The organism is Mesorhizobium sp. BH1-1-5 (genome assembly GCF_020165615.1).
Lineage (GTDB): Bacteria > Pseudomonadota > Alphaproteobacteria > Rhizobiales > Rhizobiaceae > Mesorhizobium.
The window spans coordinates 276,174-288,565 of record NZ_JAIUIM010000004.1; the positions used below are offsets into that span (position 1 = coordinate 276,174).

Here is a 12,392-nt window from a genome sequence, read left to right on the forward strand (position 1 = left end):
AGAAGGTTGCCGTTTGCGTATGTAAAAACTATTTGCTCAGGTAAAAATACCTGCTACTGGTCTGCGGGTCGGGCACATGCCCGGTTCCAGGGAGGAATTGCCGGATATGACAAGACTGCGCGGTCTTGCGTGGGATCATCGACGTTGCTGGGGTCCGCTGGATGCCAGTGTGGCGCCGTATCGCGCCGCCAATCCCGACCTGGAAATCGAGTGGGACCGCCGCAGCCTCTACGAATTCGGGGAAGGCGCGCTCGGCCCGGTGCTCTCGGCCTACGATCTGGTGGTGTTCGACCATCCCTTCATCGGCGACATCGCGCAGGACGAGTTGATGGTGCCGTTCGACGCTTATCTGTCGGTTGAGCAGATCCGTTTCTTCGAACGGGATTCGGTCGGTCCGTCCTGGCGGTCCTACGAGAAGAACGGACGCCAATGGGCATTGCCGATCGATGCCGCCTGCCACGTCGCCTCCTATCGTCCGGACCTGCTGGAGCGCTACGCACCGGTGCCCCGTACGCATGAAGAGGTGGTCGCGCTCGGCCGGCTGGCGCGCAAGGACGGGAAATGGCTCGGCCTGCCTTTCGTGCCGACTGACGCTATGTGCCTGCTTCTGACGCTTGGCAACCCGCAGGAGGACGGCGAGCAGTTCATCGCGACGGACATGGTCGAGCAGGTCGTCGGCCAATTGCGCGAGCTTGCCGCGCTGTCGCATCCGAACTCGTCCGGTTGGAATCCGATCCGCTGCTACGACAACATGATCGCGCATGACGACGTCGTCTATGTGCCGTTCGCCTTCGGCTATGTGAACTACGCCGCGAAGACCGACAGGCCGTATCTGCGCTTTGCCGACGTGCCGACCGCGCGATCGGCCGGCGCCCTGCTCGGCGGCGCCGGCATCGGCGTCAGCGCCCAGTCGAAGCACAAGCAGGCGGCGATCGACTATGCGCTGTTCCTTTGCTCGCCCGACTATCAGCGCGGCGACTATGTCAAGTCGGGCGGGCAGCCGGGATCGCTGGCGGCCTGGAAGGATGCCGAGGTCAATCGCCTTTCCGGCGATTTCTTCTCCTCGACGCTGCGCACGATCAGCTCGTCCTACCTGCGTCCGACGCATCCGGGTTTCATCGCTTTCTTCCGCGAATGCGCGCCGCGCGCGGCCGCGGCCATCGCCGGCGACATCTCGGCCGCTGAGCTCGCCGACCACGTGAACCGCCTCTACCGCGAAACCAGGCAACCGGAACGGAGCGTTGCGTGATGGCTGCCGGTATTGCCGAAACGCTCGAAGAAAGCGAAAGCGGCCGCAACGGATATCGCGTGCCGGCGGTGGAGAAGGCGCTCGACTTGCTGGAGTTCATGGCTTCCAGCGCCGATGCGATGACCCAGACCGAGATTGCGACCGGCATGGGGCGCTCCATCCATGAAATCTACCGCATCCTGCTCTTGCTGGAGAAGCGCGGCTACCTATTCCGCACGCAATCGGACCGCTTCCGGCTGTCGCTGAAACTGTTCGAACTGGCACATATGCATCCGCCGGTGAACCGGCTGGTCGAATGCGCGCTGCCGGTGATGCGCGAATTGACCGCCAATGCCGACCAGAGCTGCCATCTTGTGGTGCGCGAGGGACAGAACGCGCTGGTGGTGCTGCAGATCGATTCGCCGCTGCCGATGCGCTATTCGGTTGCGCTCGGCTCGCATTTCCCGATCCTCGAAACCAGTTCCGGCGCGGTGCTGCTCGCCCATTCGAACCGGGCCGAGCGCGACCGCATCGTCGAGCGCATCGTCGCCGCCGGCGAAGGCCAGGGAACGCGCGAGGAAATCGAGGCGCGGCTGAACGAAGTGGCGAGACTCGGCTACGAGATGCGCGCGTCGTTGGCCGTCGAGGCCTGCACCAACATCTCCATGCCGGTGCGCGATCACACCGGCGCCGTCATCGCCGCGCTCACGGTGCCGCTGCTGCCGCAGAAGGCGGCGCGTTTCGACCGTCAAACCGTCTTCGAGCGAACCCGGACCGCCGCCGAGAAGATATCGGCCGCGCTCGGCTGGGGCGACGCCAGCAGCTCTTCACGTGCCGACCCGGAACGGCGGGATTACCCGTTCAGCGACTGAGACAAACGAAAACCCTGGGAGAGAAAAATGAACTGGTCCAAATCAATCCTGCTCGCATCCGCGGCCATGCTGGCCATTGGCGCGGCGGCGGCGCGCGCCGAGAACATGCCCAAGCACATCGGTTACGTCACCAACTACGCCACGCATGAGTGGTACCAGAACGTCATCAAGGGCATGAAGGCGCACGGCAAGGAATTGGGGATCGAGGTCGAGGTGCAGGACGCCAATCTCGACATAGCCAAGCAGGTCGCCGCGGCCGAAGATTTCATCGCCAAGGGCGTCGACGTGCTGATCATCACCCCGGTGAATGAGGAAGGCGTGGTGCCGCTGCTGCGTCAGGCCAAGGCCGCCAACATCCCGGTGGTGCTCGAGGGTAACCCGGTCAAGGGCATGACCACGATGGTCGCCATCTGCGACTACGACACCGGCTATTTCTCCGGCGTCGAGGCCGGCAAATATGCCAAGGAAAAGCTCGGCGGCGTCGCCAAGGTGATGAATGTCGGCCTGCCGTTGCTGTCGGCGACGGTGCTGCGTTCGCAAGGCTTCATGGACGGGCTGAAGACCATCGTCCCAGACGCGGTCATGGTCCACGATCTCGATGGCGGCGGCAATCCGGACCGCGCGCTCGAAGTGTCTTCGGCCGCACTCGCCAAGAATTCCGACATCAACATCATCTACGGCATCAACGACTCGTCCTCGCTGGGCGGTCTGCAGGCCTGGAAGGCGGCCGGCAAGTCGCAGGACGGCCTGCTGACGGTCGGCACCGGCGGCGAAGGGCTCGCCTTCATCAACGCCATGCAGAACGAACCGTCCTACCGCATCGAGGCCGCCATGTTCCCGGAAAAGGAAGGCTTCACGACCATCGACGCGGCGGTCAAGCTGTTCAACAACGAGCAGGTGCCGGAGCACATCGTCAGTCCGACCGCGCCGATGACTGGCGACGACTGGAAGAAATACTATGATTATGACGGCACGACCCGCACCATCAAATGGGACGCCGTCAACGCGCTCCAGCCGCCGGCAAAGTGCATGAAGACCTCGGCCGACCTGAAGAAATAAGTCGGTCGGAACGGCCTTTCCCGCATCGCGGGAAGGGCCGTCAGCTAGGTCGGCGACGACACGGCGCGGGCGCCTGACCTTAGAGATAGAGCATGATGTCGTCCGAAAACCGCTTCACACTTTTCGGCATCATGCTCTAGCGACGGGAATGGACTGACATGAGCGAGCTTACACACGCTTCCACGCAGAAGCGTTTCATCGGCGGCCAGCTTCTCGGCAGCAGCCAGCTGGTGCTAGGCGCCATCCTGGCGGTGCTGTGCATCGCCATCTCGATCGCGGCGCCGCAGTTCTATTCGGAGGCCAACATCATCGCCATCCTGCGCCAATGCGCGCTGGTGCTGATCGTCGCCTCGGGCATGACAATGCTCATCATCACGGCGGAGGTCGACCTGTCGGTCGGCGCCTCGCTCGCCTTTGTCGGCTGCATCGGCATGGCGGTGCTCAATTCTACCCACAGCCTCGCGCTCGGCATGCTGGCGGCGCTGGCCTTTGCCGGCGTCGTCGGCCTGTTCAACGGGCTCGTCGTCACCAGGCTCAGGGTGAACTCGCTGATCGCCACCATTGGCACCATGATGATGCTGCAGGGCGGCGTCTATCTGTTCACGCGCGAGGCGGTGCAGAACCACAATCAGCTGGCAAGCTTCACCGACCTCGGCGCCGGCTATGTCGGCGCGGTTCCGGTTCCCGTCATCCTGGCGGCGCTGATCTTCGTCGTCGCCTATGTGACGCTGCGCTTCACCACGCTCGGCCGCTATCTCTACGCGGTCGGCGCCAATGAAAAGGCGGTGCGCCTGTCCGGCCTGCGTTCGGAACGGCTCAAGCTGCTTGCCTTCGTCGTTACCGGCCTGTGCGTCGGCGTCGCCGGCATGATCCTGTCCTCGTTGATGAATGCCGGCCAGCCGACCGCCGGGCGCGGCTTCGAGCTGACGGTGATCGCCGCCGTCATCCTCGGCGGCACCAGCCTGCTCGGCGGCCGCGGCTCGCTGTTCGGCACGCTGCTCGGCGTGCTGGTGCTGAAGGTCATCGACAACGGGATCATCATCCTGGGCTGGAACCAGGACCTGCAGATGGTGGTGCCGGGCATCGTCATCATCCTGGCGACCTATCTCGACATCATCCGGAACAAAGCCAATGTCCGTTGATTTCCTTCATCCCGGCGAAGGTGCTGCCATCGACACGAATGTGCCGGCGCTGGAGATGCGCGGCATCGGCAAGCGGTTTCCGGGCGTGGTGGCGCTGGACAATGTCGACTTCACCCTGGAGCCTGGCAAGATCCACGCCCTGATGGGCGAGAACGGCGCCGGCAAGTCGACGCTGATCAAGATCATGGCAGGCGTCTACGGCAAGGACGCAGGCACCATCCGCATGCGTGGGCGCGAGGTCGACATCAAGTCGCCGCGCGACAGTTTGAAGGAAGGCATCAAAGTCGTTTTCCAGGAGATCGCGTTGATCTCCGAATTCACCGTGGCGGAAAACATCTTCCTCGAAGGCTATCCGACCGGCAGGACCGGCTCGATCGACTGGAAGAAGATCCGGGCGGACTCGGCGGCGCTGTTCAACCGCATCGGCTTCAACGTCGATCCGGCGGCACGGACCGGATCGCTGCCGGTCAGCCAGCAGCAGATGGTCGAGATCGCCCGCGCGCTCGCCCACGAGGCGCGCGTGGTGGTGATGGACGAACCGACATCCTCGCTGACGCCGAACGAAGTCTCGCTGCTGTTCACCGTCATCCGCCGTCTGGCGGCGCTCGGCATCGCCGTGGTCTATGTAAGCCACAAGCTCGACGAGGTGTTCGAGATCGCCGACACGGTGACTGTGCTGCGCGATGGACGCCACATCTCGACCAGGCCGATCGGCGAGCACACCAACGACACGCTGATCCAGGACATGATCGGCCGCCGGATCGACAACCTCTTTCCCCGCCAGCGCGGCGCGGCGGGCAGCAAGGTGGCGCTCTCGGTCGAGAAGCTCAGCACGGCGAAGAAGCTCATCGACGTGTCCTTCGAGGCGCGCGCCGGCGAGGTGCTCGGTTTCTTCGGATTGATGGGCGCCGGCCGTACCGAGCTCGCCAAGGCGATCGTCGGCTACGATCCGATCATTTCGGGCACCATCGCGGTCGACGGCCAGCGCCTCGCGCCGCACGACACGCGCACCGGCGTCCGGCTCGGCATCGGCCTGCTCACCGAGGACCGCAAGAGCGAAGGCCTGATGGGCGAGCTGCCCGTCTACCAGAATGCCAGCCTCGCCTCGCTCGGCGCGTTCGCCCGATTGGGCTTCGTCGACAAGGCGAAGGAGCACCAGGCGGTGCAGGACTATGTCGATCGCTTCCGCATCAAGACGCCCAGCCTGTTCCAGCAGATCAAGAACCTGTCGGGCGGCAACCAGCAGAAGGTGCTGATCTCGCGCTGGCTGATGCGCGGCCTGAAGGTCATCGTCGTCGACGAGCCGACGCGCGGCATTGATGTCGGCGCCAAGTCGGAAATCTTCGCGCTGATCGACCGGCTCGCCGGCGAAGGCCTGGCGGTCGTCATGATGACGTCGGAGATGCCGGAGCTGCTCGGCCTCGCCGACCGTATCGCGGTGATGTGCGAGGGCCGCCTGACCGCGATCATGTCGCGCGAGGACGCCACGCAGGAGAAGATCCTCAATGCGGCGATCGGATAGAACCATGACGCATCGCCGCAGCATCCCTGGCGATACGCGCCATTCCCTCGGAGGAGGCAAGCGATGAGCCTGGCAAGCACGGCTTCCGCAAAAGACCAGCCATCCATGCTGGCGAGGCTCTTTGCCCGGCAGGAACTCGCGCTGCTCGTCTGCCTCATCCTGGTGCTGGCGTTCTTCTCCATCACAGTGGAGAACTTCTTCTCCGTGCGCAACATGACCAACGTGCTGGGCCAGGCCTCGCTGGCGCTCACCGCTGGCATCGGCTGCGCCATCGTCTTCATTTCCGGCGAGGTCGACATCTCGATCGGCTCGCTGCTGGCGACCATCGCGCTGCCGCTGATCATCATCATGAACGACACCAACTCGCTGCTCCTCGGCGTCGGCGGCGCGCTGCTGTTCGGCCTGATCATCGGTATGGTGAACGGCTATCTCGTCGCCTATGCCGGTATCAACTCGTTGATCGTGACGCTCGGCACGATGTTCATCATGCGCGGCGGCGTCTATCTCTACACCGGCCAGCGCGCGATCCCCGACGACGCCAGCCTCGACAGCTTCATCGCGCTGTCGGATGGGCGCCTTTTCAACATCGTCCCCTATTCGGCGGTGATCGCGATCACGCTCCTTGCCGCCTTCGGCTACATGATGCAGCACCGGCCGTTCGGGCGGCAGATCTATGCCGTCGGCGGCAATCAGGAAGTGGCGCGGCTGGCCGGTTACGACGTGCGGCGCGTCAAGTTCATCTGCTTCATCATCAGCGCGCTGCTCGCCACGGTCGCCGGCATTATCCTTGCCGCGCGCGTCGGCTCGGCGCAGCATACCGCGGGATTGAATTTCGAATTCCAGGTCGTTGCCGCGACGGTGCTCGGCGGCGTGAGCCTCGCCGGCGGCATCGGCAGCCTGACCGGCATGGCGCTGGGCGTCCTGATCCTGCAGTTCCTGTCCAACGGCCTGCGTGGGCTCGGGCTGCCGACCGAATGGCAGCTGGTCATCACCGGCATGATCATCATTGCCGCGGTCGCCTTCGACGAGGCGAAGCGCCGGCGCGCGAATGGAGGCTGACATGGCTCGTCTCGAAGGAAAAACCGCCGTCATCACCGGTGCGGCCGACGGCATCGGCCACGCGATCGCCGAGGCGATGGCGCGGGAAGGGGCGCGTGTCTTCCTCGGCGATATCGCCGACGAGGCCGGTGAGAAGTTCGCCGGTGCACTTCGCGCGGCCGGCCGTCGCGCCGACTACGTCCATTGCGATGTCTCCCAAGAAGCCGATATCGCCGGCCTGATCGACAGCGCCGTCAAGAAGACCGGACGTCTAGACGTCCTGGTCAACAACGCCGCCATCGCCATAGGCGGCATGCCGGTGCACGAGATGACCGACGAGCAATGGCACCGGCTGATCGCGGTCAACCTGACCAGCGTGTTCCGCGGCTGCAAATACGCGCTGCCGCATATGATCGCGCAGAAGTCCGGCTCGATCATCAACATGGCCTCGGCGCAGGGCCATATCGGCCTCGACGGCTGGACCGCCTATGCCGGTGCCAAGGGCGCGGTGATGGCGATGACGCGCCAGATGGCGGTCGAGTTCGGCCCGATGAACATCCGCGTCAACTCGATCTCGCCGGGCACCATCAACACGCCGATGAACGACAGGCTGATCAAGGAGATCGGCGGCAGCCTCGCCAAGGCCTGGGTCAAGATGCATCCGCTCGGCCGCATCGGCGAGCCTTCCGAGGTAGCCGAGGCCGCCGTCTATCTGGCTTCCGATGCGGCCGGCTTCACCACCGGCACCGACCTGCGCGTCGATGGCGGGCTGACGGCAGCGCCCCGCTACGTTCCCGAACTGCTTTGAAACGAAACGAGACATGAAATGAATAAGGCCCTCGAAGGCGTCCGCATCCTCGATTTCAGCCATCTGTTGCAGGGGCCGTTCGCCACGCAGCTGCTCGGCGACATGGGCGCCGACATCATCAAGATCGAGCGCGCCGGCGCCGGCGACATGTTCCGCGGCATGACCTTCTTCGCCAAATGGGTCGGCGGCTCCGAGAGCCCGAACTTCCTCGCCTGGAACCGCAACAAGCGCTCGATCGCGCTCAACCTGAAGAGCCGCAAGGTGCACGCCATCATCATGGAGATGGCGAAAAGCGCGGACGTGGTGGTGCAGAATTTCCGCCCCGGCGTGCTGGCCAAGCTCGGCTACGGTTACGAGGACTTCAAGGCCGTCAATCCGCGCATCATCTATTGCTCCGGTTCGGGCTATGGCGAGGAAGGTCCCTATGTCGAGCGTCCCGGACAGGACATGCTGATCCAGGGGCTGGCGGGACTGATCGCCAACACCGGCCGCGGCGACCAGGCCCCGGTTCCGGCCGGCGCCGGGCTTGCCGACCAGATCGGCGCCATGAACATGGTCTATGGCATCCTCTCGGCGCTCTATTATCGCGAGAAGACCGGCAAGGGGCAGAAGATCGAGGTCAATCTGCTGGCCGGCCTGCTGGCCCACCTCAACCAGGAATATGTCGCCGTGCTCAATCTCGGCGAGGATTTCGTGCGGCCGAATTCCGGCATAGGCCATCCCGGCATGCAGGCGCCGTTCGGTATCTACGAGACGAAGGACGGCGGCTACGTGTCGATCGCCATGAGCCCGTTCAAGACGCTCTATGAGGTGTTGGAAGCGCCGCAGCTCGCCGTCTATGACGACCTGAAGACCTTGTTCGACAAGCGCGACGAGGTGTTCGAGAAGGTCAATGCCGAGACAAAGAAATTCGCCACGCAGGACCTGCTGGCGCGGCTTCTCAAGGCCGATATCTGGTGCGCCGAGGTGAAGGATATCCGTCGCGCCGCGGAAGACCCGCAGGTGACGCATATGGGCATGATCACCAGCTACGATCATCCGCGCGGCGGCAAGGTGCGGGTGGTAGCGCCGGCGGTCAAGATGAGTGAGACGCCCGCGACCATCGAGCGGCCGGCGCCGCTGGTCGGCCAGCATGGCCGCGAGATCCTGGCCGAGTTCGGCCTGTCGAAGGATGAGATCGCAGCGCTCGAAGCCTCCGGCGACATGACCGTGGACGCGGCCTGACGATGCGCGACTACCAGACGCTCACGGTGGAAACCCAAGGCCGCGTCGCGGTCGTCACCTTCCGCCGTGCCGACCAGCTCAACGCCATGAACCGGCTGATGCAAGGCGAGATCACCGAAGCGTTCGAGGCGCTGTCCTCCGACGCGGGCGTCGGCGCGATCGTGGTGACCGGCGAGGGGCGCGGCTTCATGGCCGGCGCCGACATCAAGGAATACGCCGCGCAGACGGCGGCCGAGTTCGACACGTTCCAGGCTGCCGGCATGCGCATGTATGCGGCGATCGAGGACAACCGCAAGCCGGTGATCGCGGCGGTCAACGGCTTCGCGCTGGGCGGCGGCATGGAGCTGGTGCTGTGCTGCGATATCGTGATCGCCAACCAGTTCGCCAAGCTCGGCCTGCCGGAGATCAAGCTCGGGCTGATCCCCGGCGGCGGCGGCACGCAGCGCAGCGTCGCCAGGCTCGGCCGCAACCGCGCCAATCTTCTGCTGATGACCGGCGCCATCGTGCCGGCCTCCGAGTTCGTCGATGCCGGCCTGGTCAATGAGATCGTCGATGTCGAAAGGCTGATGCCGCGCGCGCTGGAACTGGCCGGGATGATCGCTGCCGAGCCGGCCGCCGCGATCGAGGGCCTCAAAGCCCTGACGGCGCATGCCGTTTCTGGCGATCTGGCCGAAGGCCTTGCCATGGAGCGCAACATATTGGGCGGCCTCTACCGCAGCGAGACCGGCCAAAGGCGCGTCAAGGAATTCGCCGAGAGGAGCACGACGAAGGCGAAAAAGGCCGGGCCGTGAAGACCGTCGATCGAACTGCATTGTCCCTGGTCAAGCCGAACCGGCCGCGCTTCACCGATGTCGAGGGCCTGGCGGCGATGGTCGGCGACGGCGACGTCTTTGGCGTCGGCGGCCACCACTTCGCCAGGCTGCCGATCGCCTTGCTGGGCGCGATAGCCGGGTCCGGCATCAAGCATTTGCGCTACGTCTCCTGGGCTGGCGGCCTGCCGCTCGAGCTGCTGCTCGGGGCGGGCGCGGTGGCGGAAGTCGAGCTTTGCTTTTCCAGCCTCGACATCTTCGGACTGCCGCCGAAATTCCGCGCGGCTGCCGAGAACGGCGCGATCCCCGTCCGCGACTGGACGGCCCTGGCCATGATCCAGGCGCTGCGGGCGGCGCAGCAGAACCTGCCGTCGATGCCGTTCCAGCTTCCTCAAGGGTCCGACATGCTGGCGCGCGTGCCGGGCGCGCGCGCCGCGTCCGATCCGATTTCCGGAACCGCTACCGGATTTATCCCGCCGCTGCGGCTCGACACCTTCGTCGTCCATGCCCAGCGCGCCGACGAAAGTGGCAATGTCGAGATCATCGGACCGCGGGCGCTGGACTTCGCCATGGCCGGCGCGGCGCGCCAGGTGCTGGTCACGGTCGAGGAGATCGTGCCCGTCGGGGCGCTGCGGCGGGATGGCCGCCAGAGCATCCTCACCCGCAACCAGGTTTCGGCGATAGCGCTGGCGCCGGGCGGCGCCTATCCGGCCTCGTGCCTGCCATTCTATGTCACCGACTATCAGGCCTTGTCGGTGGCGTTCGCGGCGAAGGACGTGGCTTTGTCGGATAGGCTCGGCCTGCCTGCGGGCGGCCTGCCGGAGCGGCTTCAAAAGGCGGCCAAAGTCAGCGCCGCAACGGTCCTCGCGATGCCCCCATTGGCGCAGGGCGAGGGGCAAGCATCCGTCGACGAGATCATCGCCGCGCGGATCGCGGCCGAGCTCGACAATGAGAGCTTCGCCAGCGCTGGTGCGGTATCGCCGCTCGCCAACGTCGCCTACCGGCTGGCCAAGGCAACGCATGCGCCGGACATGATCATCGCGACGATGAGCTGCGGCCATCTCGACATCGCGCCGAGCCCGATGGTGCTGTCGCTGATCGAAAGCCTCGATTGCGAGACGGCCGTGGCGCATGCCGGCGGCGACGACACCTACTCGACCTATTACCAGGCGGGCGCCGTGACACACGAGATCGTCGGCGCCGCGCAGGTCGACCGGCACGGCCGCGTCAACACCATCGCGCTGCGCAAGCCGAGCGGCGGCCTGATCCGGCTGCCGGGGCAGGGCGGCATGGCCGACGTCGCCAACATGCATCGCGACTACCTGCTCTACGTCCCGCGCCATTCGGTCCAGTCGCTGGTGGGCGCGGTCGAGATCGTCAGCTCCGCCCGCTGCCTGCTGACACCGGCCGAACGCGAGCCGATGGGCTATCGTACCGGCAAGTCGCTGGTCTTCACCGATCTCTGCATCTTCCGGCTCGACCAGGCATCGAGGGAATTGATCGTCATCGAAACCATGCCCGGCGTTACCCGGCAGCAGGTCCGTGAAGCCACCGGGTTCGAAGTGACATTCGATGCCGATTGCCGCGAGGTGCCGATGCCGTCCAGCGATACGCTTGCCATGCTGCGAAACCGCATAGATCCGCTTGGCCTGCGGCGTCTGGAATTCGTCAGCGCCAAGGAGCGTGGCGCGCTGATCGCCGAAATCCTCGCGGCCGACCGTGCCATGGTCGAGCGCTGCATCGCCGCGCAGAGGCCGCCCGCCGCAAGCTGAGGAGCATTCCATGGCAAAGCCGTTGCTCGATATGTCCGCCGCTCGCGTTTTCTTCGACGGCATCTTCACCAGTCCGCGCGTCGCGCATCCGGAGGGCGTGGCTGTCCATCGCGACGGATCGATCTGGTGTGGCACCGAGACCGGCGATCTCGTGAGGCTGGCGGCAGACGGCGGCTCGGTCGAGCGCATGGGCGGCACAGACGGCTTCCTGCTCGGCATCGCTTTCGACAGCGCCGGCAATTGTTTTGCCTGCGACCTCAAGTATGCCGCGATCTTCCGCCGGGATGCCGCGACAGGCCGCATGGAGCGCTTCGCTTCGTCCGGCATTCGCGTGCCCAACTATCCGATCGTCGACGAGGCGCGGGGCTGGCTGTTCGTTTCCGACAGCGTCGGCGAGGACAATCGCTCGGGCATCTTCCGTTACGATCTCAGGACGGGCGAGGGCGGCCTGTGGTGCCGTGAGGTCATGAGGTTCGCCAACGGCATGGCCATGGCGCCGGACGGCAACGGGCTCTATGTGGTTGAGAGCGATGCGCCCTGCATCAGCTATGTGCCGATCCTCGCCGATGGTACGGCAGGGGTCCGGCAGGTCGTCGTCGAAGACGTGCGCAATGTTCCTGACGGGCTCGCCTTCGCGCCCGACGGCTCGCTGCTCATCTCATGCTACGAGCCGAGCCGCATCTATCGCTGGCGAAAGGAGCAAGGCCTCGAAGTGCTGATCGAGGATCCGGCGGCGACGACGCTGGCGCATCCCACCAACATCGCCTTCAAGGGCGACAAGCTCTACACCGCAAACCTTGGCCGCTGGCACATCACCGAGATCGATCTTGCGGCGGTTCCGGGCCTGAGCGGCGCTTAATCCGGCAAAACACACACAGTGCCGCCGCAAAGGGCGAGGGTATCCTTCGGGCCGTCATC

The 12,392-nt window shown here is 65.1% G+C and carries 11 protein-coding genes; all 11 read left to right on the forward strand.

The window, feature by feature from the left end; genetic code table 11:
• The first annotated feature begins 106 nt into the window (after positions 1-106).
• The 11 genes from LB572_RS07630 (at position 107) to LB572_RS07680 (ending at position 12,333) form a co-directional block, all read left to right on the forward strand.
• Positions 107-1,249: an ABC transporter substrate-binding protein gene (locus LB572_RS07630; protein WP_224667286.1), complete on the forward strand. Its 1,143-nt coding sequence runs from the start codon at positions 107-109 to the stop codon at positions 1,247-1,249.
• Complete coding sequence (locus LB572_RS07635; protein ID WP_224667287.1) at positions 1,249-2,100, forward strand: IclR family transcriptional regulator; 852 nt, start codon at positions 1,249-1,251, stop codon at positions 2,098-2,100. Before LB572_RS07630 ends, LB572_RS07635 begins: the two co-directional genes overlap by 1 nt.
• A 27-nt stretch (positions 2,101-2,127) precedes the next feature.
• Positions 2,128-3,159: a sugar ABC transporter substrate-binding protein gene (locus tag LB572_RS07640; protein ID WP_224667288.1), complete on the forward strand. Its 1,032-nt coding sequence runs from the start codon at positions 2,128-2,130 to the stop codon at positions 3,157-3,159.
• 158 nt (positions 3,160-3,317) lie between these two features.
• The gene (locus LB572_RS07645; protein WP_224667289.1) at positions 3,318-4,301 is read left to right on the forward strand and encodes an ABC transporter permease; all 984 of its coding nucleotides are present in this window, start codon (positions 3,318-3,320) and stop codon (positions 4,299-4,301) included.
• Complete coding sequence (locus LB572_RS07650) at positions 4,291-5,823, forward strand: sugar ABC transporter ATP-binding protein (RefSeq protein WP_140804881.1); 1,533 nt, start codon at positions 4,291-4,293, stop codon at positions 5,821-5,823. Before LB572_RS07645 ends, LB572_RS07650 begins: the two co-directional genes overlap by 11 nt.
• Positions 5,824-5,886: 63 nt before the next feature.
• Positions 5,887-6,882: an ABC transporter permease gene (locus tag LB572_RS07655; protein ID WP_224667290.1), complete on the forward strand. Its 996-nt coding sequence runs from the start codon at positions 5,887-5,889 to the stop codon at positions 6,880-6,882.
• Position 6,883: 1 nt separating this feature from the next.
• Entirely contained in the window at positions 6,884-7,669 is a 786-nt protein-coding gene (locus LB572_RS07660) for an SDR family NAD(P)-dependent oxidoreductase (protein WP_224667291.1), read from the forward strand.
• An 18-nt stretch (positions 7,670-7,687) separates the two neighbouring features.
• Positions 7,688-8,893: a CaiB/BaiF CoA transferase family protein gene (locus LB572_RS07665; protein WP_224667292.1), complete on the forward strand. Its 1,206-nt coding sequence runs from the start codon at positions 7,688-7,690 to the stop codon at positions 8,891-8,893.
• A gap of 2 nt (positions 8,894-8,895) precedes the next feature.
• Positions 8,896-9,684, forward strand: a complete 789-nt coding sequence (locus LB572_RS07670; RefSeq protein ID WP_140804873.1) for an enoyl-CoA hydratase/isomerase family protein — start codon at positions 8,896-8,898, stop codon at positions 9,682-9,684.
• Positions 9,681-11,474 (forward strand): CoA-transferase, encoded by a 1,794-nt coding sequence (locus tag LB572_RS07675; protein ID WP_224667293.1) that lies wholly within the window; start codon positions 9,681-9,683, stop codon positions 11,472-11,474. The genes LB572_RS07670 and LB572_RS07675 overlap by 4 nt, the downstream gene beginning before the upstream one ends.
• 10 nt (positions 11,475-11,484) lie before the next feature.
• On the forward strand, positions 11,485-12,333 hold the full coding sequence (locus LB572_RS07680) for an SMP-30/gluconolactonase/LRE family protein (RefSeq protein ID WP_224667294.1): 849 nt from the start codon (positions 11,485-11,487) through the stop codon (positions 12,331-12,333).
• The last annotated feature ends 59 nt before the right edge of the window (positions 12,334-12,392 follow it).

Excerpts from the sequence above, each read along its gene's own strand:
- LB572_RS07635 (WP_224667287.1), top strand. The coding sequence starts at position 1,249 with ATGGCTGCCGGTATTGCCGAAACGCTCGAAGAAAGCGAAAGCGGCCGC.
- LB572_RS07670 (WP_140804873.1), top strand. The coding sequence starts at position 8,896 with ATGCGCGACTACCAGACGCTCACGGTGGAAACCCAAGGCCGCGTCGCG.
- LB572_RS07665 (WP_224667292.1), top strand. The coding sequence starts at position 7,688 with ATGAATAAGGCCCTCGAAGGCGTCCGCATCCTCGATTTCAGCCATCTG.
- LB572_RS07680 (WP_224667294.1), top strand. The coding sequence starts at position 11,485 with ATGGCAAAGCCGTTGCTCGATATGTCCGCCGCTCGCGTTTTCTTCGAC.
- LB572_RS07640 (WP_224667288.1), top strand. The coding sequence starts at position 2,128 with ATGAACTGGTCCAAATCAATCCTGCTCGCATCCGCGGCCATGCTGGCC.
- LB572_RS07655 (WP_224667290.1), top strand. The coding sequence starts at position 5,887 with ATGAGCCTGGCAAGCACGGCTTCCGCAAAAGACCAGCCATCCATGCTG.
- LB572_RS07650 (WP_140804881.1), top strand. The coding sequence starts at position 4,291 with ATGTCCGTTGATTTCCTTCATCCCGGCGAAGGTGCTGCCATCGACACG.
- LB572_RS07660 (WP_224667291.1), top strand. The coding sequence starts at position 6,884 with ATGGCTCGTCTCGAAGGAAAAACCGCCGTCATCACCGGTGCGGCCGAC.
- LB572_RS07645 (WP_224667289.1), top strand. The coding sequence starts at position 3,318 with ATGAGCGAGCTTACACACGCTTCCACGCAGAAGCGTTTCATCGGCGGC.
- LB572_RS07630 (WP_224667286.1), top strand. The coding sequence starts at position 107 with ATGACAAGACTGCGCGGTCTTGCGTGGGATCATCGACGTTGCTGGGGT.